Here is a 19611-nt window from a genome sequence, read left to right on the forward strand (position 1 = left end):
CTTGCGACAAAAAAGGGGTAGCCAATGGCTACCCCTTTTTTCATTCTGTCAGTTCCAGACCGCCAGCTGTTCGCCACGCTGATCCAGCCGCCACCAGCGCTCGTCTTCAACCGGCTCGCCCTCTTTCCAGTCACCGGGGCTGCAGCGAATTTCAGTGTCCATTGCCCGCCAGGCACTGCGGGCACAGTCCAGGTCAGAGTCCCAGGGTAAATCCTCCCCTTCCAGAATGAGAGACGTAAACCGCTTGCCACCAGCCCCCGGATACAGACTGACCCGGACTCTGTGCCCTCGATACCAGGCCGTCCCTTTCACTGCCTGGTTGCCCAGCGCGTTGTCTGCCAGCTCAATCTCATCAAGATGATTGGCCAGCCAGTCCGATACTGCTGACGACTCAAGGTCACGAATGTAGATTTCGAGATCCTGCACCCTCTGTTTCTCCTGCCGGTTGGTCACAATGCACAACATAGTGAACCGGCCCGGGACGCGCTGCAACCCAGCGCTCCAGTTCATGACGAAGGTCGTCCACCTTCAGCCTGCGAAGGGTTCCCTCTGCCTTGCGTTCGTGCCAGGCCACTTCCGCCGCCGCCCGTTCAATGGCGACCTTTTCCAGGGACTGTTCCAGGCCTTCCAGTGGTTGATTCCTTGCCATTGCCACCAGGGCCTGGCGCCTGAGTGTATCGGTTGTTCCCGCCAGGGCCAGCCCTTCAATGGATCCGCGTTCTGCAAACAGATTCAGCCTTGCAGCCGCCCGCTCCACCCACTGGATCATACCACCCGGAGACCCGACGAGCCGGCTCCGACTCGATGCCGCATAACGGATAAGCGGTTGCGACAGCTCAACATTCCAGTGTCGCTCAATGGCCGGCTGGTGGGCAGTGAGTATGGCTGCTTTTTGCCCGGAGCTGGTCGCAGGCATGTCGAACACATCAAGATCCCTTCCCAGAAACCGCTCAAGCAGCCCTATGGACTCACCAGCATCCGGTGAATCAGGCCCCAGCATGATGATCGGGCCCGGGTACCCGGTCACCAGACCTCTGGCAATGCCATGCTCGGATGCCAGCATGGCAGCCAGATCCACCGGCGATATATTGTCCAGAACCAGTGCCGGACAGGCCCTGCGGTCACTGGCACTGACCGGCATCGCCGGGCCATCGCTGGCCATCACCTCCGCCTCGTTGCGAAGATCAAGTCTGACAAAGCCGGATTCCAGAAATGGCAGCAACGCCTGCAGCCAACTGGTTTTACCACTGCCCCTTGGCCCCCTGACCCACACCAGGGCCCCGGGAACCGATGCCAGGGTAATAGCCACATCTTCAGCCAGTGTCAGCCAATCAAGATCGGTAATCACCACGGGAGCATCTCCCGGAACGGCTGTATCGGCAACCTGGTGCAGGTTTTCATCCTCTGCCGGCCAGCGGCTCACCAGTTCCAGCACGGCGACATAGGCTTTTTCCTGCAGCCGTTCGGCGTTACGCGTCAGCACCGATAACAGTACCGGCCAGTCCAGCCAGGGTGCATTGCTCAGTTCGCGGGCGCAGGAAAACCAGTACATGAGTTGCGAGGACAGCAGCCCCTCACCACCAACTTCCGTAACGATGGGCTGTTCACACTGGATAGTCCGGGTAAGTTCATCAAGATCGACACCGCAACCGCGAAGAAAATCGCAGATGACAGGTTCTCCGTCCAGCAGCGCCAGCAGGAAATCTTCCACGGTGATGGCATAGCCGCCACGATGGGCAACGCTGTCACGCGCTCGTTGCAGTGCAGTTTGACAGAGGGGGCTCAGGCATCCTTGCCAGTCTTCCATTCACTTCTCCTTGTGATAATCAGAGGCATCGTCCTGATGCCGTGTTACTCAAACCGATCAGACCCGGTTGTAGGTGTCTTCGAAACGCACGATGTCGTCCTCACCAAGGTAGCTTCCGGTCTGCACTTCTATCAGCTCCAGAGGAATCACCCCCGGATTGGTCAGCCGATGGGTAACTCCCAGCGGAATATAGGTGGACTGGTCTTCGGTCAGCAGCAAAACGTCGTCCCCCCGGTTTACCGTCGCTGTTCCTTTGACTACCACCCAGTGCTCGGCACGGTGATGGTGTTTCTGCAGCGACAGGGAAGCGCCCGGCTTGACGGTAATACGCTTGACCTGAAAACGCTCGCCCATGGCAATGCCTTCGTAAGTTCCCCAGGGACGGTGCACCTTCTTGTGGAACCTGTGTTCGTGGCGGCCCTGAGCCTTAACCTGGGCAACCAGTTTCTTCACATCCTGAACCCGGTTACGGTCGGCCACCAATACCACATCATCGGTCTCAACGATGACGTGATCGGTTATACCCAGTGCAGCAATCAGTCGCCCCTCGGAGTGAATGTAGGAGCCGGAAACGTCTTCTGTGATGACATCTCCCCGACAGACATTGTTGTTCTCATCGTGGGGCTGAATGTCCCAGAGTGCAGACCAGGAGCCCACATCTGACCAGCCCGCGTCCAGCGGAACCACGACGGCGTCTCGGGTTTTCTCCATTACGGCGTAATCGATGGAGTCATCCGGGCAGGCCTTGAAGGCGTCGACTCCCACGCGGGTAAAATCCATGTCGGTGTTGCGCTCTTTCCACGCGGCCCGACAGGCTTTGATCATCTCCGGCTGCTGGCTTTCCAGCTCCTGCAGATAACGATCAGCCCGGAACAGGAACATGCCGCTGTTCCAGAAATAGTCGCCTTCTTCAAGATACCGGCGAGCCGTGTCTTCATCCGGTTTTTCCACAAAGGCAGCCACGTCGTTATAGCCTTCATGGGCCTGGCCGGCCTTGATGTAGCCATAACCGGTGTGCGGTGCATTAGGTACGATGCCAAAAGTGACCAGTTTCCCTTCCCGGGCCGCCTCGGCGCCCTGACTTACAGCCTGGCGGAACACGTCCGGGCTCTTCAGCACGTGGTCCGAGGGCATCACCAGCAGTAATTCTTCGGGGTTTTCCTCAGCTGCTGCCAGTGCTGCCAGGGCGATTGCCGGAGCGGTGTTGCGGCCGACCGGCTCCAGGATGATGCCAGCGCTGCGCTCCGGCGCCTGGGCCTGTAGATGAGCCGCCACCACAAACCGGTGCTCCTCATTGGTGATCGCCATCACCCTGGCCTTGTCGCCCAGGGCCAGGCCACGGTCGATGGTTTCCGCCAGCAGGGTATCGTCAGACACCACCGGCAAAAACTGCTTGGGATAGGCTTCACGGGATAGTGGCCATAAACGGGTGCCGGAACCACCAGAAAGAATCACTGCAAGCATGGGTCGTCCTTGTCTTGAATTTTCGCGAATTTTACCCCAAAGGCCGCCGGATTGTCCTGCCGACAGCCATTAAGCCGGTTTCACTTTGGGTGCACATCGGTCGCCTGTTCACCAGGTGCCGGTATTTTCCATACTTGCCCAGGGCTCCCTGGGTGGCAACGACTCGCCTTCCTGGAGCAGTTCAATGGAAATGCCATCCGGTGACCGGATAAACGCCATGTGGCCATCACGGGGTGGCCGGTTGATGGTAACGCCATTGGCCTGCAAGTGACTACACAGCGAATAGATATCGTCCACCCGGTAGGCCAGATGCCCGAAGTTGCGGCCACCGGTGTATTCCTCCGGATCCCAGTTGTAGGTCAGTTCAATCATCGGAGACCTGTCTTCTCTGGCTCGCGCTTCATCATCCGGGGCTGCGAGGAACACCAGGGTGAAACGGCCCTTGTCACTACTCTTGCGATTGATTTCAACCATGCCCAGCAAGTCACAGAAAAAGTGCAGGGTCTCATCCAGGTTGCTGACCCGGATCATTGTGTGAAGATACTGCATATTGTTCCTCCTGTTGGGTTATCCTGCCGCCATGAGTCAGCGTTCTGAAAGCACAGTCCATCTTCAATACCGCGTTCCAGCCGTGCGCCATCTGGCATGGATGTGTCATGCCCCCCAGCTTATCAGCTCTGCGATGGGATTTGCTCCGGAAAATCACCTGCCGCAAGACACGGAACAACGGTTGAAGGCCTGGGATAGCGCTCCCCACCGGGGTCCGGCGGTACTGACTGAAGAGCCTGCCCCGCGCCTGGGGCACTACTTCGAGCGTCTGTACGAATGCCTGATACAGGACCTGCTCGGCTGGGAGATTCTATTGAAGAACCAGCCCGTCAGAAACAACGGCATTACCCTCGGCGAGCTGGATTTCGTGGTCCGGAATCCCGCGGATAATGTTGTTGAACACCACGAAATTGCGGTGAAGTTCTACCTTGGCCATCTCGATGCAGGGCGGGACATCCCCTTGTGGTACGGACCCAATTCAAGGGATCGTCTGGATATCAAAACCCAGCGGCTGATAAGCCACCAGAGCCAGATGTCCGAAAGGCCAGAGGCACTCACCCTTCTGGAGTCACTGGGCATTGAGACACCCACCCGGCCAAGGATTTTCATGCCCGGCTATCTGTTCTATCCGTTGGGTGAAACCGTCTCACCGCCCACTGGCATACCACCGGACCACCTTCGGGGTGACTGGCTCTATGTTGACGAACTGGACCAGATGATGGACAACACCAGACGCTGGATTCCGCTGATCAAGCCTCACTGGCTGGGCCCCTGGTGCCAGGAAGAGGCACCGGACTACCAGGAGACCGAAGCGGCGCTGGAGGTTGTCCGTTCAGCCGGCATTCCCAGACTGTTTGCGGTGCTCGAGCGATCTCCGGCGGATGGCTACTGGTGGGAAACATCGCGCCTGTTCGTGGTGCCAGCGGCCTGGCCCGAACAGTCACGCAAGGGCTGAATCTGGCGCGCCTAAACGGTTTCAACCTCAACGCGGTTCCGGCCGCCTTCCTTGCTGCGATAGAGCGCACGATCTGCCCGGTTGATCGCGGAATTCAGGTCGTCCTCCCCGCGAAACTCGCTGACACCGGCACTGATGGTAATGTCGATCCGCTCTCCGCTCGGCGTCAGCCAGACATGGGACAGGAGGGCCTCCCGCACACGTTCCGCACTGGCCTGGGCACTGTGCAGCTGCGTATCGGGAAGTACGGCAAGGAATTCCTCCCCACCCCACCGGGCAATCAGGTCCTGGGCACGCAACTGGGCCTTGATAATACCGGCAACCTCTTCAAGCACCCTGTCACCGGCTTCATGGCCATATTGATCGTTAATGGTCTTGAAGTGATCAATGTCGAGCACGAGGAATGCCGTCGGGTGGCCACTTCGCCGAAAACGGGCCAGTTCTTTCTCTGCCAGATAGGTCATGTGGCGACGATTGAAAAGGCCCGTAAGCGAATCCGTTGTTGCCATTCGCCGCAGCTTCCGGTTTGCTGAGGTCACCATGGTGAGATAGAAGAAAGAGAGATAACTGAACATGGCGAATACCACGCTCAGGTTGAACAGATAGACACCAAGCAGGGCACCGGGCGCAATGGGCTGCAATGGCTCAATGAACCACATCAGAAGGTACAGGGCCACGTAATAACCCCATAAAGCGGCGAGCGCCACCACCGCCCCTTTCAGCCGCATACTGACGAACAGCGCCGGAATAAACATCAGCAGGTAATAGTGAAAGCCGCTCCCCCACCCAATGAGCACAACGCCAAGACCAGCATGAATAATCACTTCCGCCCAGATAAGAGTAATGGCCAGACGATTCTGTTGTTTGCCCAGAGCCCGGTAAGCCACCACGTACATGGTAACGCTGACCACGTTGATCCAGGCCAGGATCGGGGAATCAAGGAGATGGAAGAGAAAGAAAAACGCCACATCCACCGTGGCAGCAATCTGGCAACAGCGCCTGGCTACCTGCCAGAATTGCGGACGACGTTCCCTGATTGGCTCCCTGACTGACATGGATTTTGCCTGACTCATAAGAATGGATACTTCCCGGTTAATTGCCTTCAGATTACTCCGAAAATCACAAACCTGCCTCTCACAATCATAAGAAACCCGGATCCGGCGAATCCGGCACACTGCTTCAACAAACGGTTTGTGGCAGACTACCGGGCACCAACAAGACAGCAATGGACACCAGTCATGGATGATCACAGCCAGTTCCGGCTGCTTTCAGAACGGCGATTCCTGCCATTATTCCTGACGCAGTTCTCAGGAGCCTTTAACGACAACCTGTTCCGCAACATCCTTTTGTTGCTGATCACCTACGCCACCGGAGGGCTGCTGGGACTGCCCATCGACGTGGTGGTCAACATGGCGGCCTTCCTCTTCATCCTGCCCTTTTTCCTGTTTTCGGGTATCGCGGGGCAACTGGCAGACAAGTACGAAAAGTCCCGGGTGATTCGCTGGGTCAAGTTGGCGGAAATCGCCATCATGGCACTGGCTGGCGTTGGGCTCTGGTATGGGTGGTACGAATCGCTCCTGTTACTGTTATTCCTGATGGGCGTTCAATCCACCTTTTTCGGTCCGGTAAAGTACGCCATTCTGCCCCAGGTCCTCGAGGATGACGAACTGGTGGGCGGTAATGCGCTGGTGGAAATGGGTACATTCGTGGCGATTCTGGCAGGCACTATCGCTGCAGGCCTGTTGATGGGCAGCGACCAGCCGGAGAAACTCGCAGCCGTGGGGGTCCTCGCCCTAGCCGTGCTTGGCTATCTGGCTGCACGGAAAGTCCCGGTTACCGGTCAAACCCATTCCGAAATGACAGTAAGCCTTCGCCCCCTGCAGGAAACCTGGCACCTGATGCGCCTGGCTGCGGAAAACCATTCTGTCCTGCTGTGCATCATGGCCATCTCATGGTTCTGGTTTCTCGGTGCAGCTTACCTCACCCAGTTCCCCAGCTTTGCCCAGACTGATCTCATGGGCGACGAGACGGTCGTTACCCTGCTGCTGGCGACTTTTACGATTGGCATTGCATTGGGGTCCATGGCCTGTGAACGGCTGTCCGGGCATCGGATAGAACTGGGCATTGTGCCCATAGGCTCCCTGGGAATCAGCCTGTTCGGCCTTGACCTCTACTTCAACATGCCGGCCAACCCGGTACCCACCGACTGGTGGATGATTCTCAGCGACAGCCAGTACAGGCAGGTGGCCATTGATCTGCTGGGGATCGGTTTCTTTGGCGGGCTATTTATCGTACCGCTTTATGCCTTCGTACAAAAAGAAACTCCGGAGGCCTGGCGCGCGCGTGTTATCGCGGCACTGAACGTGTTCAACGCCCTGTTCATGGTGGTCAGTGCCATCATGGGGATCCTGATGCTGGGTGTTATCGGCCTCAGTATTCCCGAGTTCTTCCTGGTACTGTCCATCATGAACCTGGTGATCGCAGGTTTTGTATACCAGCAGGTGCCGGATTTCGCCCTTCGCTTTATCGTCTGGGTACTCTCACACACCATTTACCGGGTTCGACATGAAGGTCTGCACCGCATTCCCGAGGAAGGCCCGGTACTGCTGGTCTGCAACCACGTCACTTACATGGATGCGCTTGTTATCGCAGGCGCGGTAAGGCGGCCGGTCCGTTTCGTCATGGACTACCAGATTTTCAGAACACCGATTCTGGGCGCCATATTCAGACTGGCCAAAACCATTCCCATCGGCTCCCGTAACCGGGTGCCGGACATCTACAACGCCGCCTTCGAACGAATTGACGAAGAGCTGGATGCAGGCCACGTGGTTTGCATCTTTCCGGAGGGCGGCCTGACGACCGATGGTGAAGTGGCCACCTTCCGCAGCGGTGTCGACATCATCCTGGAGCGCCGGCCCGTACCTGTCGTTCCCATGGCGTTGCGAGGGCTCTGGGGAAGCTTCTTCAGCCACTGCGGCGGGCCTGCGTTAAGGCACTTTCCCAGGCGCTTCTGGTCGCGGATTGAACTGCTGGCTGGCGAGCCAGTGCCTGGACAAAAAGCCAGTGCTGAAGCGCTGGAACAGGAAGTGAAAAACCTGAGAGGGAACAGTCGGTAACCGAGCCCCCTGGGCTGCAGTTGTAAAGAACGTAGCTGATGCTACTCTTTGGATATAACGCTTGATGACCTCTGGCGCGGTGTGGACACTGCGCGCCGGGCAGTATTGCCCAGTCCGCACAACCATACCTGGATGGAACGATGTATCTGCAAGGACGACCCAACGGTAACCGGTTCGTGAACAGACTCCGCAACCTGCTTCTGGCTGTGACTCTACCCTTTGCCCTGCCCCCCGGTCTGCACGCCAATGAAACAGATTCAGGCGTCAGGCTCACCAATGGGTACTGGCCGCCCTACATGGAAAACAAACCTCCCCACTTCGGAGTCATTTCACACATTGTATCCCTGGCTTTCGCGAAGCACGACACACCGGTAACCTATGGCTTCTTCCCCTGGTCACGGGCCCGGTTACTCGCGGAAAAGGGCCTGTGGGACGGTTCCGTCGCCTGGACCTGCCGCCAGAGATTGCTCAAGTATTTTCACTTCAGCGATCCCATCGTCACCCACCACTACGTACTGTTCCACAGAACCAGCATGGACTTCGACTGGGCCAGGATAGAAGATCTTGAAAGCTACCGGGTAGGCCTGACGCAAGACTATAACTACGGTGAAGAATTCGAAGCAGCTGTTGCCGCCGGCACTATCAGCGCGGATCAAACCAGCTCGGACGCATCCAACTTCCGCAAACTGGCTGCAGGAAGAATCGACCTGTTCCCGATGGAGCCGGCGGTGGGCATGGACATGCTTAAAGCTCTGGAACTGGAGGACGCCATCACCTTCCACCCCAGGCCCCTGCAATCGGATTACCTTTACCTGATCCTGTCCCGGCGGGTGCCTGAGAGTAAACGGTATTTGAGGGAATTTAACGAGGGGCTGGGCAAACTGAAGGAATCCGGGCGGCTGGAAGAGTTGATTGCCGACTACTTACCCGCGTTGCCGGTTCGGTATCTGGTGGTTGAGGATGAGGATTCTCAGTGTGGGGAGTAGGGTAGCCTATAAAGCTCTATGGCCAATCTTGCCCCTGACTACTTGAAATTTGGACTGGGTCGTCTCGCTCCAAAACAGCCTAACTGCCTCATCAGGGTATATATGAACGTGGAGATAAAAATCACCATCAGTGCGTTCTGGGACAAGAACTTCCTCTTCCCTCTTCTCTCCTCTAATCCCAGATTCATATTGATCTTGCGTAACACTAAGCCCCCACGTAACGTCAACCCTGTCTTTCTCCACCGCAGCGCAACAAATAACACCGCTGCCGGTTGAATACCCATTGAAAGCTGCTGCATTCCCAACCCAGACATCGCCTACTATGGCCTCTGAGATAGGTCGTTCTGTATGGTTATGGACAACGAAAGCCGTTTCTTTCGCAATAAAGGTATAGTTCCAGACAATCGGGCTAAGGATTGCCGGAACAATTACCACCTGCAGCCAGACAGGCAGTGGATCCAAGATTTTATTCGCTAACCAGTGGCCAATCATCGATTTTCCTGCTATCTCGAACTGCCAAGCAATGATAGCTTTGTTCTGCGCTCTGAGCCCGGATCGGTCTTGATCTTTACCATCGTCTGACATTGACTGCAGGGTACGGGTTCTGACCTCCCAAGCTGCTCAAGCTCCTCTTGTGACAGCCGAATGGCGCCATTACAGGCTGTGCAGGTTGCGTTTACACTATTTGCCATCATTTCCTCCTTGAAATGGTTTTAGTACTTCATCAGATGTTCGATGCCAGCGGCAGACGGTCCTCCTCGGCATACACTTCCTCAAAGACTTCATAAGGCAACCGCCCCGGACAGGCCTGTTGCTTCTCACGAACCTTCTGGCTTAAGCGCTTGAAGGTTTCGCTAGGCTTGGACCACTCCGCTTCCGGCAGTGGTTCAGACCAGTGCAGCACCGATTCGGGTGTGGCCCGACGGTTGAGGCGCTGTACCTTGCGCACCTCCCACTCGGTGAGGTGATTCTGACCTGCACACCTTCCCAGGGGGGGCGCGCCGGGCTTTTGCAGATCCTGCGGCTCCTGGATTTCTTCCAGGGCGTTAACCTCATATTCCATATAGGCCCGCAGCGCCTCCCAGGTGCTGATGGCCAGGGGTTGGCCGCCACTCATCAGTTCCAGGCTGGTGCCCATCCCCGTGTTCGGGTCAACACCGCCGAACCCGAAGCCGTACTGGCGCTGAACCCCGTACTGGGTCGCCCCCTGGGCCTGGACCACCCAGGCCTGGATGTCTTCCCAGGGCACAAACACCGGGGTGTCGGAATCCGAGGGCACAAGGCACACTTCCCGTCGCTGTCGGTTGAAACGAGTGGGGACCACCCCCCTGAGCTTGAAGTACGCCTGAAATCGGGGAAATAGAGTGATGAGCAAGATAGCGAGCGTTATACCCAATCCATAGGGAATACTGAAAATAACGGCTTCCAAAGAAGTTGTAATTGCATCTGTCAGTCCCTCACCCCAAACCAATCCCCCTAGAAAGATCGTGATGGGAAAAACCACACAAGTAAGAACGAACATCCCCATCGGTATGCCAACGGTTACCTGCCAACTAAACACATTCGGCGTGAAAGCCCCCAACTCCAAGTATTCATCACGCACTTCCGTGACGATCTGACTGTGGTCAACGGCCGGTAACCCCGTCGGCAGCGGCAGGGGGGACAGGTACGTCACCGTTCCGCTGGGGAACCTGTCGCTTCGCCCGGCCCTGGGGGCATTCGCTATATCCGCCTTGGGCGTTTCCAACGTCATTCGAAGATATCCAGTTCCATAAAGGGATTGCGTACCTGGTACCAGAAGGTCCTGCCTTCCCTGTCCTGGGGAGGTTCCTGGACAGGCGTCACCGGCCAGTCACTGCCCGGCGTTACCTTGAGCATGTACACCTCCTGGGTGTAGCGGTCCTCTGAATGCAGGGTGTCGGACCAGCAGCGCCAGGTTACGCAGTCATCGAGGCCTCACCTGCAAGCTCCTCACCAACCTGGGCAAAGACCTCAGTAACCGGCTTTTGCGGATCCACTTTTTGCAGTTCCAGCACCCGCTTGCTTTGGCGCTTCAGTTCCTCGCTAGGTTTGGCCCATTGGTCTTCCGGAAGCGATTCAGACCACTCCGCCATGGCCTTGGGCAGCGTTTTCCTGCTCATGCGTTTGATCTTCCTGACCTCCCACTCCACCAACCGGTTCGGGAGGGTCCAGAAGGTCATCAGGTGGTACAGGTACCAGCCGGTCAGGTAGAGCACTCCCCGCTTGCCTTCCCGGTATTCCTCATGAAGGCGTTTGCGGGCATTGCGGAAAACATGGACACCCTCCCAGGGCGGATCATCCGGACCCTGAAGTTCCAATGGGTCCTGGATCTCTTTCAGGGTGTGCACTTCGTACTCCATATAGGCCCGGATGGCCTCCCAGGTGCTGATGGCCTGGGGCTGGCCGTAGGTTTCAAACTCCAGGGTGTATTTCTCGCCCGTGTCCGGGTGATAGAAGCCAATGCCAAAGCCGTATTGGCGTTGCACGCCATACTCGGTAACGCCCTGGGCTTCGGTCACCCAGGCGACCAGTTCTTCCCAGGGGACAAAGATCGGCGTCTTCTCTCCCTCCGGTACAAAACACACTTCGCGGCGTTGGCGGTTGAAGCGGGTGGGGATAATGGATTCCAGCTTCAGGTGATCTCGGTACGAGATACCGAGGCCCAACAGCAAGAAGAAACTACACCCCCAAACCGCAATCCAGAAGGCGTAATCAAAGGTTACTCGCCACCCCCAAAGAGCATCTTCCCAGCCATTACCAAAAGCAAACCCTCCAAGAAAAACAACGAAAGGAAAAAAGAAAGCACCAAGCAAAAAGCAAAAAAAAGGCCCGCCAAGCGCCATTTGCCAACCAAACACCGGCGGTGTCCCCGCTCCAAAATCCAGGTAGCCGTCATTCACTTCCCCCACCGCATGGCCATGATCCACCCGTGGCAGGCCGGTTGGCAGGGGTTTGGGGGATAAAAAGGTCAGCCGGCCACTCGGGAAGGGCTCGGAACGACCCGCGCGGGGCGGCTGTTCTGACTGGGCATTCTTGGGGGTCATTAAAGTCCATCCGTCACTATGAGTGGCTGGCGGGAGAACATCCCCCTTCGCCCCGGCTGGATGCGCCATGCGGCGGTCAACACCCAATCAAGCAGTCATTGAGGACTCGCCTGCAAGCTCATCACCAACCTGGACAAAGATCTCAGTGACAGGCCTTTGGGGCTCCGCTTTTTGCAGGTCCAACACCCGCTTGCTTTGGCGCTTCAGTTCCTCGCTCGGCTTGGCCCTCTCGCTCTCCGGTAACGGTTCAGACCAGCGCTGCATGGCCTCAGGCAGGGCCCTGCGGTTCATTTTCTGTATCTTTTTCACTTCCCACTCCACCAGCCGGTTCGGGATGGTCCAGAAAGTCATCAGGTGGTACAGGTACCAGCCGAGGGTATGGAACCAACCCACCTCACCAGCCCGGCGGCGCTGGTGCAGGCGCGCCCTGGCATTGCGGAACACGTGCACGCCCTCCCAGGGCGGGTCGTCAGAACCTTGCAGCTCCAGCGGGTCCTGGATTTCCTTCAGGGTATGCACCTCGTACTCCATATAGGCCCGGATGGCCTCCCAGTTACTGATGGCCTGGAGCAAACCGTAAGTCTGGAATTCCAGGGTGTACTTCTCGCCGGTTTGCGGGTGGAGAAAGCCCACTCCGAAGCCATACTGGCGCTGTACACCGTACTCGGTCACCCCCTGGGCCTCGGTCACCCAGGCCACCAGTTCCTCCCAGGGCACGAAGATGGGCTCCCGGTGACCCTTGGGCACGAAGCACACCTCCCGGCGCTGTCGGTTAAAGCGGGTGGGCATAACGGTTTTGTACTTGAGGTGCTGGTGGTACCAGATGCCCAGGCTGAGCAAGAAGAAGAATACTCCCGCCCCCAAACCAATCCAGAAGCCAATATTAATCACTCCCCAAAAGGCGTGAATGGCATCGGGGAAACCATTACCCAGCCAGTAAAACAATAAAAAGGCAATCAACGGAAAAACGAAGGCGATAGACAAGAAACCAAAAAATGGCATGCCCAAGGTTACCTGCCAGCCAAACACTGGTGGCAGCCCCATCCCGAAGTCCAGGTAACGATCATTTATAGTCCCCACCGCACGGCCGTGGTCTGTCGGCGGCAGGCCGGTGGGCAGGGGCAGAGGGGCCAGGAAGGTGAGCCGACCGCTGGGGAAGCTCTCAACCTTGCCGGCCCTGGGGGCGTTCGCTATATCCGCCTTGGGAGTTTCCAACGTCATTCGAAGATATCCAGTTCCATAAAGGGATTGCGTACCTGGTACCAGAAAGTCCGGCCTTCATTGTCCTGGGGAGGTTCCTGAACGGGCGTCACCGGCCAGTCACTGTCCGGCGTTACCTTGAGCATGTACACCTCCTGGGTGTAGCGGTCTTCCGAATGCAATGTGTCCAGCCGGACCATCAGCGCCAGGTCACGGGTTTCGGGATTCGGACCGCTCTTGCTGTGGTCCGGGGGCGAGAACGCTAGTTGCAGGTGCCCGCTCCCTTCCCAAGTCTCCAGGTTCGTCAGGATATCATGGGAACAGCGCACCCAGGTTTCCGGGGTATCACGGAACCAGCCCGAGCGTTCCGGCCGGATGCGCCAGGCGCTGAGCCACACCCGCCGGGGCGCCGGCTGGCCCAGGGGCTCTATCAGCCCCGCCGCCGTCAGACCGTGGCAGTTCAGCACCAGTTGGTCCTTACCGTCTTCCTCTTCCTCCGGGACCTTCTCCAGGGACAGGCTGTTACCAAGCTGGGCGAAAGCCTGCTCATACTCCTCCAGCGATCCATTGTGGACCTGACCGGGTTCCCGCGACCAGGGGGTGGTCTGCAGCCATTGATCCCGCTCACTCAAATTGTAGCGGTTGTACAACCAGGTGCCGCCCAGCTCGAACACGGTAAATACCAGCCCGGCAATGTTCAGGCGGGCGAACAGGCTAGACAGCCGGGTGCCGGCGGTGGCCCAGGCCCCAGCCTTGGCGACATCGTCACTGGCCTGTACCACCGCCCATCCCATGTGGACGGACCGGCCAAACCCGTAGGCATTGGTCATGGCCAGCCCGCCACTTCCCATCAGGCCGAGGGTCGCACCCAACTGCGCCTCTGCATTACCGGTCCGTAACGCTTCCAGCCAGTTGTTGGCATGCTTGTAGGTGCCGATGGCGGCGCTGACTGCACCGAACAGATAGGCAGGCCCACCCAGCCAAACATGCAGCTTACCCATGCGAATATGGACCGACTGCACGGTGCTGCGCTGCCAAGCGTTGGCCAGAGTCTGAGCCCTGGAAGACAGGGCGGTGTCTGACAGGCTCTGGGCAGCCAGGAAACCGGCGCCAGATGTAACAGACAGACTTTCGATAAGTTTGCCATAGCTCCTGGCGCTTGGTGATTGAGCTTTAACTTCGGAAACGGCGTTAACCAAATTTACCGCCTGCGCCACAAACACACCCAGCCCATCCCCCAGCAGGTTCACCCGCGGCGCGGAGGTCAGGCCCTGGCGGATGTGGCCCATCATTGTTCCCATCTGCTGCTGGCTCGCGGCGGGCATCAACAGGGCGACGCCCGCCCTGCCCGTGGTTGCGGGCTCTAGCCGGAGGCCGGTATCGGTTTCCTCCACCGGGCTGAGGGCGCCGGCCAGACGCCGGCCCAGGGCTCGCTGTTCCTCACGGGTGAACTTGAACTCGTTGACGATGCTTTGCGCCCGCTCGGACTTGTGGCCGTGGGTGGCCTTGGCCACGTCGTGGTCGTGGGTCAGGGTTTCCAGCCGTTCGTTCAGCGACAGCAGTTGTTCCAGGTTCTGGCGAAAGGTGGCCAGCTCCGGTTCCGAGGCAACGCGGAACTCTACCTCACCGGCCTGGATGGCCTTGAGCATCTTGCCCTTGAAGAAATACGGCAGGTCCCGGAACAGGTCGTCCAGGGACGGTATCCGGTTTGACTCAATGCCTTGGTAAAGCTGTTCCATGGCCCGGGCTATACCTTTTGACACCGCCGGTGCCAGGGTGTCGCCAATGGCGGCCGCCTTTGCCTGGATCTCCTGGGAGCGTAGCTCAAGGTCCGGCAGGTGTCCGGCCTCCACATCGGCCAGGCGCCGCGCCCATTCGGCGGCCTTGGTCACCAGGCTGTAGCCGGCCCCCGCGATACCAAAGTAGGTGGTCGAGGGCTCTGCGTCCGGCGCCTGGGCGGTCTTGGGCAAGGTGTGGAACAGGGGGTGACTGTACTGGGGGTTCTCCACCAGCCAGGCCAGCACCTTTTCCGCCGCCTCGTCGGTCCGGCAAAGGTCCTTCACGCAGGCATAGTTCAGGTCCAGGGCTGCCTCCAGTTGCTTCTCGTCCGCCACGTCGAAATACCAGGCGGCCTGGTGGAAGCGGGAATCACACAAGAGGGTGGCCCGGTCGTCGGTGATGTCCGCCAGCAACCCTTGCCACCGTGCCAGCTTGGCCCTCTGCGCCGCCATGAAGGCGTCCATACGGGGGCGGTCGATCAGCTCGTTGATGCCGCGCTGGCCCAGTTTGGCACCGTTAAGCTGGTAATAGTTCTGCAGGTTGAGCTGATTGATGGTGTCCCGGTGCTGATCGTAGTTCGCCTGCCCCAGGGCATCGATCATGGCCAATTGTGCCCGGACCAGGGGATTATCCCCGTGGTGCTCGCGCAGGTAGGTTTCGGGCCCCATCGGTTGCGGGCCACGGTAATCCCTGCGCACCTCGAGGTAGTCGTAGATGGCTCGGCGCTGCGCCTCGTCGGTGCTCTCGTACAACTCCTGGAAAGGTTCGCCTCCCGGTCTGTCGCCAGCTGTCTCCAGGGCCTGATCGTTGATCAGTGTCATGGACTCTATCCACGCCCCCAGCATATAGTCCCGCTCGGTGTGCCCCGGCTCGTCACCCCCTTGCGCCCAGTCGCCGATCCAATCCACCACATCATCCTGATGCTGGGCCAGGTCCAGCATCACGCCCACGTCGTCCTGCAGCACCAGGCACAGGCAATCGTCCGGGTCTTCCACGGCCTGCTGCTTGATCAACTTGCCGAATCGGGTCTTATGGTAGTAGGGCTGGTTCTCCCAATGGTAGGGCTCGCTTTCCTGGGGGTGACCGTCTTCGGGGGCATCCGGCGTATAGTCTTCGGTAAATTCAGCCACCCATTGTTTGGCCTGTTCGGGCGTTAACAGGTGCTTGCCACCGCTGACAGGGGAGGCACTGGCCAGGTTGATCTCCTGCATGAAGTGCGCCCGTTCCTCCTGGCTATCGAGTACCTGGGCTTTCTTGCGTTCAGTCAAGGGCACATCGGTGAAGCAAACGTACAGGGTGTGCTGCTTCGGGTACTCCAGCTTGCCGTCGTTGTGGCCCGTCAGTTCACCGTTTTCATGCAGGTACTCGTGGAGCTCCCCGGTATCCGCGTCCAGTACATAAAGGTAACCATGCCTCAGGAGGCGGTAGCCAAGGGGGCGGGAGGTCAGTGAGTAAGGGTACCCGGGGTCTGTATCGGCGGGCGCAACTTCCACCCGGCCATACCGGATGGGCAGCAGGTGCACGGTTTTCAGCAGTGGGCATGACGCGGGCTCATCAATGGGGGTGCCTGGCTGTTCCCAGCATAAAAGATCGTTGCTTGTCCGGTCGTCAGTGGGGCGTTGTATCCGTGTCATTGTTCATCCTTGATCCAATGGGGTGCCGTTTCCGTCACGGGATTGCTATCGGCTCGTTGTGGCAATGTTGCGAACAGGAATTGCATCACCTCCCGCAAGCTGTTGCACCCGCTGCCACGTGCCTCTTCCAGTGTTTTCCCGAGTGCCGGGTAAGCATCCCTCAATTCAGGGCCACCCAACTGGTTGCGCACCGACTGCTCCAGGCTGTTCCATATCTGCAGTGCGTCCTTGCGCCGATCGAAGGCTTCGAAAGCGCTGCTCAGGTCCGGCGCGGCCATCATTTTTCCGGGCTGGTCAACTGTGCTGCCTGACTGAACAGCCGGAGGCTCGATAAGGTGCCACTGTTCGCTGATACGATCCGGAACAATCAGCCGATCCACGGCCCTGGTGGGGAAACGGGGCAGGTTCCCCCCGATCACCGTCCTGGCCAGCGCCGGATGGGCAATGCGCACCAGCTCATCACAGCCCGGCGACATTTCTACCTGCAGGTGGGACCGCATCCAGCGGGTACAGGTAGCACGGTCTGTGGCTGAAACCAGCAAATACCCCTGCTCTTTCACGGCCCCCTGCTCCAGGAACCCTTCCAGCACCGGGTCTTCCGGCCCACTGAGCCATACAAGCCAAGGGGACAGGTCCGAAACCGCCTCCCAGCGGGTTGCAACGTACAGGCATTCCGCATTAAAAGGCTGGCCACCGCCCCACTGGTATATCTGTTCACCGAGTCCCGGGATAGCGACACCATCCATGACAAGCCCAACCGGGTGATGGTCAGGCCAGTGAACATGGGTAAACGGCGACCCCGATATAGGGCAGCAATAATCCTGATTCATGAGTTCTGCTCCTCACAAACCGGGCAGGTTGCGTTCCCCTTCCTGAGTGCCGCTAACTGGGACTCTACATTGAGTGCTAGAGCGTTTTCCCGCTGTCCAACCTCCGCCAGTGCCTGCTGCGCGGGCTCGTGGCGCTGGTCACCCTCAATCACCTGCGGCATTTCCGCCATCACCACACCCTGGCCCGAACCACTGCCCGGCGAACCGCCAGAATTGATCTTGATGCCGGGGCCTGCCAGCGTCACACCGCTCGGGTCCAGTTTCAGCAGGCTGCCGCCAGCTGAGATGGTGAGTTCCGCGCCGGCATCCAGCACCACCTTGGCGCCTGCCTTGTGGTGAACTTCGGTGCCGGCTTCGCTGAGGGTGCCCTGGGCGGATTTCTGGTGGAAGGTGCCGCCGATATTCTGGCTGCAGTCACCACCTATGGACTCCCGCTTTTCTCCATCTACGGTGCAGTGATCGTTACCCTTGATGTGACTGAAGCTGTTGTTCTCCACCGTTCGGTGGCTGTCATTTTTTATGACTTCGGTGCGGTTGTTCCCCGTCAGCAGGTCCAGGTCTTTCTGGGCATGGATATAGATCTGTTCCTGGTCGGCTTCATCTTCAAACCGCAGTTCGTTGCTGCCTTCGCCCTTATGGGTCTGGGTCTTGAGGGTGGTTCGGGTCTTGTGTTCCGGCAGTGCATAGGGCGGCGTGTTGGTGGCGTGATAGGTTCTTCCGGTAATGATCGGCTGATCCGGGTCGCCGTCCAGGAAGGAGACAATGACTTCGTTGCCGATTCTCGGTAATGCCATGAATCCATACTGGCCACCGGCCCAGCCCTGACTGACTCGCAGCCAGGCGCTGCTGTGCTCGTCATTCCTGGAGTAGCGATCCCACGGGAATCGGACATTCACTCTTCCATGTTCGTCACAGTGGATCTCTTCCCCTTCCGGGCCGGTGACGATGGCGATCTGGGGGCCGTCCATCAATGGGCGGTGTTCCACTTGTGGTCGCCAGGTGCGGTCTGCGGGAATGGCGTTGAAGGCGTTGTGGTAGGTGGTGGCGCCACTGCCTCCCTCTTCTTCCAGGGCCTGGGGCTGTTCGCCGGTGTGGGTGATGCTGGTGAACAGCCATTCCCGGTTCAGGGCCGGGTTGTCGTGCTCCGTGAGTTCGACCTTGGCGCCCACGGTGAAGTCGGGGCGGTTGCTCTGGCCGTTGGCCGTTGTGGCTTCGTTTCTCAGGGCGTCCAGGCGGCTTTCGGTAAAGGGCTGGCCACTGGCGTCGGCCTTGAAGCGGCCGGGGTAGTCGTAGTGTTGGTAGTCTTCCCGCTGGGCCTCCAGCTTGTCGGCTTGCCGTTCGTGCATTAATGCATAAGCGGGATTCTTGAAGGTGTAGTCCTTCATGGCTACCGAGGCCGCTCTGATCCGTTCCCGGTAGCTGAACTGGAAGATGGCGCTCTGGCGGGTGCTGCCGCCGGCCTTGCCGTTGTATTCGGCGGGTTCCAGTTTAGGAGCGTCGCCGTGGTGGTCGGCGATGATCAGGGCCGGCTGCTCTTCACCGTTCACGTCACCGTGATGATACCGGTAGTGCCAGCCCTCTTCGGCGGACAGCCGTTCGATAAAGGCCAGGTCGCTTTCCCGGTGCTGGACGCAGTATTCCCGTTCTTCGGGGGCGCGTTTCAGGTCGAAGACGGTGTCGATGATGCCCCGTTCTTCCAGCAGAGTGCGCACGATGGCGTCGGTGTTCCGGGTCTGGAAGATACGGCTGTTGTGCATCAAGTTCAGACGCCACAGCGGGGGCTGGACGATGACTTCGTAGCGGGTGCGGCGGTAGCCGGAATCGCCCCGGGCGAATTCGTTGGCCACGCCGCGGAAACGCCTTAGAGGCCTACCGTCCTGCCAGACCACCAGGTCCACCGGCTGTTCCAGCACGTCTTCAGCGGCAATATCCGGTGAGGTACTGGCCAGTTCCAGCTTGCAGTGGCAGAGCTTCGAGAGGGTTTCGGTCAGTTCAAAGCGGACGACCGTGAACAGGTCTCTGGGGAGTTGGCCAAGGGTGGCCGTGAACTGCAGTCCGGTTGCCTGGGGCATGTCTTCGTTCCCTGAAGATGTCTGGAATTTGGCTTGATCAACAAACAGCTCGTCCTGAGCTTTGACGGATTATAACGATCAGGCCGGAGAATGTAACCCCATTCCATGGGGTCAGACCCCAGTGCATTTTACAAGGTGAAATGTATTGGGGTCT

The 19611-nt window shown here is 58.6% G+C and carries 16 protein-coding genes; 3 read left to right on the forward strand and 13 right to left on the reverse strand.

What is annotated here, in order from left to right:
• Nucleotides 1-48 precede the first annotated feature (48 nt).
• The 4 genes from QPM17_RS04070 to QPM17_RS04085 form a co-directional block, all read right to left on the reverse strand.
• A complete protein-coding gene (locus tag QPM17_RS04070) occupies nucleotides 49-426 on the reverse strand; it encodes a hypothetical protein (protein WP_285388990.1) in 378 nt (125 codons plus the stop codon).
• The gene (locus QPM17_RS04075; RefSeq protein ID WP_285388991.1) at nucleotides 398-1807 is read right to left on the reverse strand and encodes a Clp protease N-terminal domain-containing protein; all 1410 of its coding nucleotides are present in this window, start codon (nucleotides 1805-1807) and stop codon (nucleotides 398-400) included. The genes QPM17_RS04070 and QPM17_RS04075 overlap by 29 nt, the downstream gene beginning before the upstream one ends.
• Nucleotides 1808-1864: 57 nt before the next feature.
• Nucleotides 1865-3271, reverse strand: coding sequence for a mannose-1-phosphate guanylyltransferase/mannose-6-phosphate isomerase (locus QPM17_RS04080; RefSeq protein ID WP_285388993.1), 1407 nt, complete (start codon nucleotides 3269-3271; stop codon nucleotides 1865-1867).
• A 108-nt stretch (nucleotides 3272-3379) separates the two neighbouring features.
• Nucleotides 3380-3820, reverse strand: a complete 441-nt coding sequence (locus QPM17_RS04085; protein WP_285388995.1) for a VOC family protein — start codon at nucleotides 3818-3820, stop codon at nucleotides 3380-3382.
• Nucleotides 3821-3851: 31 nt separating this feature from the next.
• Between QPM17_RS04085 and QPM17_RS04090 the strand changes: the two genes are divergently transcribed.
• Nucleotides 3852-4775 carry a DUF1853 family protein gene (locus QPM17_RS04090; protein ID WP_285388997.1) on the forward strand — a complete coding sequence of 308 codons (924 nt, stop codon included), beginning with the start codon at nucleotides 3852-3854 and terminating at the stop codon, nucleotides 4773-4775.
• Nucleotides 4776-4786: 11 nt separating this feature from the next.
• Here QPM17_RS04090 and QPM17_RS04095 read toward each other — a convergent pair whose 3' ends face one another.
• Nucleotides 4787-5848, reverse strand: a complete 1062-nt coding sequence (locus QPM17_RS04095; protein WP_285388998.1) for a GGDEF domain-containing protein — start codon at nucleotides 5846-5848, stop codon at nucleotides 4787-4789.
• Nucleotides 5849-6013: 165 nt separating this feature from the next.
• Here QPM17_RS04095 and QPM17_RS04100 point away from each other — a divergent pair, with 165 nt between their 5' ends.
• Nucleotides 6014-7891, forward strand: a complete 1878-nt coding sequence (locus QPM17_RS04100) for an MFS transporter (protein WP_285389002.1) — start codon at nucleotides 6014-6016, stop codon at nucleotides 7889-7891.
• 176 nt (nucleotides 7892-8067) lie between these two features.
• Nucleotides 8068-8877 carry a substrate-binding periplasmic protein gene (locus tag QPM17_RS04105; RefSeq protein ID WP_285389003.1) on the forward strand — a complete coding sequence of 270 codons (810 nt, stop codon included), beginning with the start codon at nucleotides 8068-8070 and terminating at the stop codon, nucleotides 8875-8877.
• A 6-nt stretch (nucleotides 8878-8883) separates the two neighbouring features.
• Here the strand turns inward: QPM17_RS04105 and QPM17_RS04110 are convergent, their stop codons facing one another.
• The 8 genes from QPM17_RS04110 to QPM17_RS04145 all read right to left on the reverse strand — a co-directional run bounded on the left by QPM17_RS04110 (nucleotide 8884) and on the right by QPM17_RS04145 (nucleotide 19457).
• Nucleotides 8884-9462 (reverse strand): DUF3304 domain-containing protein, encoded by a 579-nt coding sequence (locus QPM17_RS04110; protein ID WP_285389004.1) that lies wholly within the window; start codon nucleotides 9460-9462, stop codon nucleotides 8884-8886.
• A gap of 139 nt (nucleotides 9463-9601) precedes the next feature.
• Nucleotides 9602-10630: a DUF6708 domain-containing protein gene (locus QPM17_RS04115; protein WP_285389005.1), complete on the reverse strand. Its 1029-nt coding sequence runs from the start codon at nucleotides 10628-10630 to the stop codon at nucleotides 9602-9604.
• Nucleotides 10627-10755 (reverse strand): hypothetical protein, encoded by a 129-nt coding sequence (locus QPM17_RS04120; protein WP_285389006.1) that lies wholly within the window; start codon nucleotides 10753-10755, stop codon nucleotides 10627-10629. The genes QPM17_RS04115 and QPM17_RS04120 overlap by 4 nt, the downstream gene beginning before the upstream one ends.
• A gap of 59 nt (nucleotides 10756-10814) precedes the next feature.
• Entirely contained in the window at nucleotides 10815-11942 is a 1128-nt protein-coding gene (locus QPM17_RS04125) for a hypothetical protein (RefSeq protein ID WP_285389007.1), read from the reverse strand.
• Nucleotides 11943-12029: 87 nt separating this feature from the next.
• Nucleotides 12030-13163 carry a SoxR reducing system RseC family protein gene (locus QPM17_RS04130; RefSeq protein ID WP_285389009.1) on the reverse strand — a complete coding sequence of 378 codons (1134 nt, stop codon included), beginning with the start codon at nucleotides 13161-13163 and terminating at the stop codon, nucleotides 12030-12032.
• Nucleotides 13160-16555 (reverse strand): toxin VasX, encoded by a 3396-nt coding sequence (locus QPM17_RS04135; protein ID WP_285389010.1) that lies wholly within the window; start codon nucleotides 16553-16555, stop codon nucleotides 13160-13162. The genes QPM17_RS04130 and QPM17_RS04135 overlap by 4 nt, the downstream gene beginning before the upstream one ends.
• Complete coding sequence (locus tag QPM17_RS04140; RefSeq protein ID WP_285389011.1) at nucleotides 16552-17385, reverse strand: DUF4123 domain-containing protein; 834 nt, start codon at nucleotides 17383-17385, stop codon at nucleotides 16552-16554. The genes QPM17_RS04135 and QPM17_RS04140 overlap by 4 nt, the downstream gene beginning before the upstream one ends.
• The gene (locus QPM17_RS04145; protein ID WP_285389013.1) at nucleotides 17382-19457 is read right to left on the reverse strand and encodes a type VI secretion system Vgr family protein; all 2076 of its coding nucleotides are present in this window, start codon (nucleotides 19455-19457) and stop codon (nucleotides 17382-17384) included. Before QPM17_RS04145 ends, QPM17_RS04140 begins: the two co-directional genes overlap by 4 nt.
• Between the last annotated feature and the right edge of the window lie 154 nt (nucleotides 19458-19611).

Source organism: Marinobacter azerbaijanicus (assembly GCF_030250645.1).
Lineage (GTDB): Bacteria > Pseudomonadota > Gammaproteobacteria > Pseudomonadales > Oleiphilaceae > Marinobacter > Marinobacter azerbaijanicus.

Coding starts and splice junctions, on each gene's coding strand:
- QPM17_RS04080 (WP_285388993.1), bottom strand. CDS start 3,271: ATGCTTGCAGTGATTCTTTCTGGTGGTTCCGGCACCCGTTTATGGCCA.
- QPM17_RS04140 (WP_285389011.1), bottom strand. CDS start 17,385: ATGAATCAGGATTATTGCTGCCCTATATCGGGGTCGCCGTTTACCCAT.
- QPM17_RS04075 (WP_285388991.1), bottom strand. CDS start 1,807: ATGGAAGACTGGCAAGGATGCCTGAGCCCCCTCTGTCAAACTGCACTG.
- QPM17_RS04090 (WP_285388997.1), top strand. CDS start 3,852: ATGAGTCAGCGTTCTGAAAGCACAGTCCATCTTCAATACCGCGTTCCA.
- QPM17_RS04100 (WP_285389002.1), top strand. CDS start 6,014: ATGGATGATCACAGCCAGTTCCGGCTGCTTTCAGAACGGCGATTCCTG.
- QPM17_RS04135 (WP_285389010.1), bottom strand. CDS start 16,555: ATGACACGGATACAACGCCCCACTGACGACCGGACAAGCAACGATCTT.
- QPM17_RS04130 (WP_285389009.1), bottom strand. CDS start 13,163: ATGACGTTGGAAACTCCCAAGGCGGATATAGCGAACGCCCCCAGGGCC.
- QPM17_RS04110 (WP_285389004.1), bottom strand. CDS start 9,462: ATGTCAGACGATGGTAAAGATCAAGACCGATCCGGGCTCAGAGCGCAG.
- QPM17_RS04115 (WP_285389005.1), bottom strand. CDS start 10,630: ATGACGTTGGAAACGCCCAAGGCGGATATAGCGAATGCCCCCAGGGCC.
- QPM17_RS04095 (WP_285388998.1), bottom strand. CDS start 5,848: ATGAGTCAGGCAAAATCCATGTCAGTCAGGGAGCCAATCAGGGAACGT.
- QPM17_RS04145 (WP_285389013.1), bottom strand. CDS start 19,457: ATGCCCCAGGCAACCGGACTGCAGTTCACGGCCACCCTTGGCCAACTC.
- QPM17_RS04125 (WP_285389007.1), bottom strand. CDS start 11,942: ATGACCCCCAAGAATGCCCAGTCAGAACAGCCGCCCCGCGCGGGTCGT.
- QPM17_RS04085 (WP_285388995.1), bottom strand. CDS start 3,820: ATGCAGTATCTTCACACAATGATCCGGGTCAGCAACCTGGATGAGACC.
- QPM17_RS04120 (WP_285389006.1), bottom strand. CDS start 10,755: ATGCTCAAGGTAACGCCGGGCAGTGACTGGCCGGTGACGCCTGTCCAG.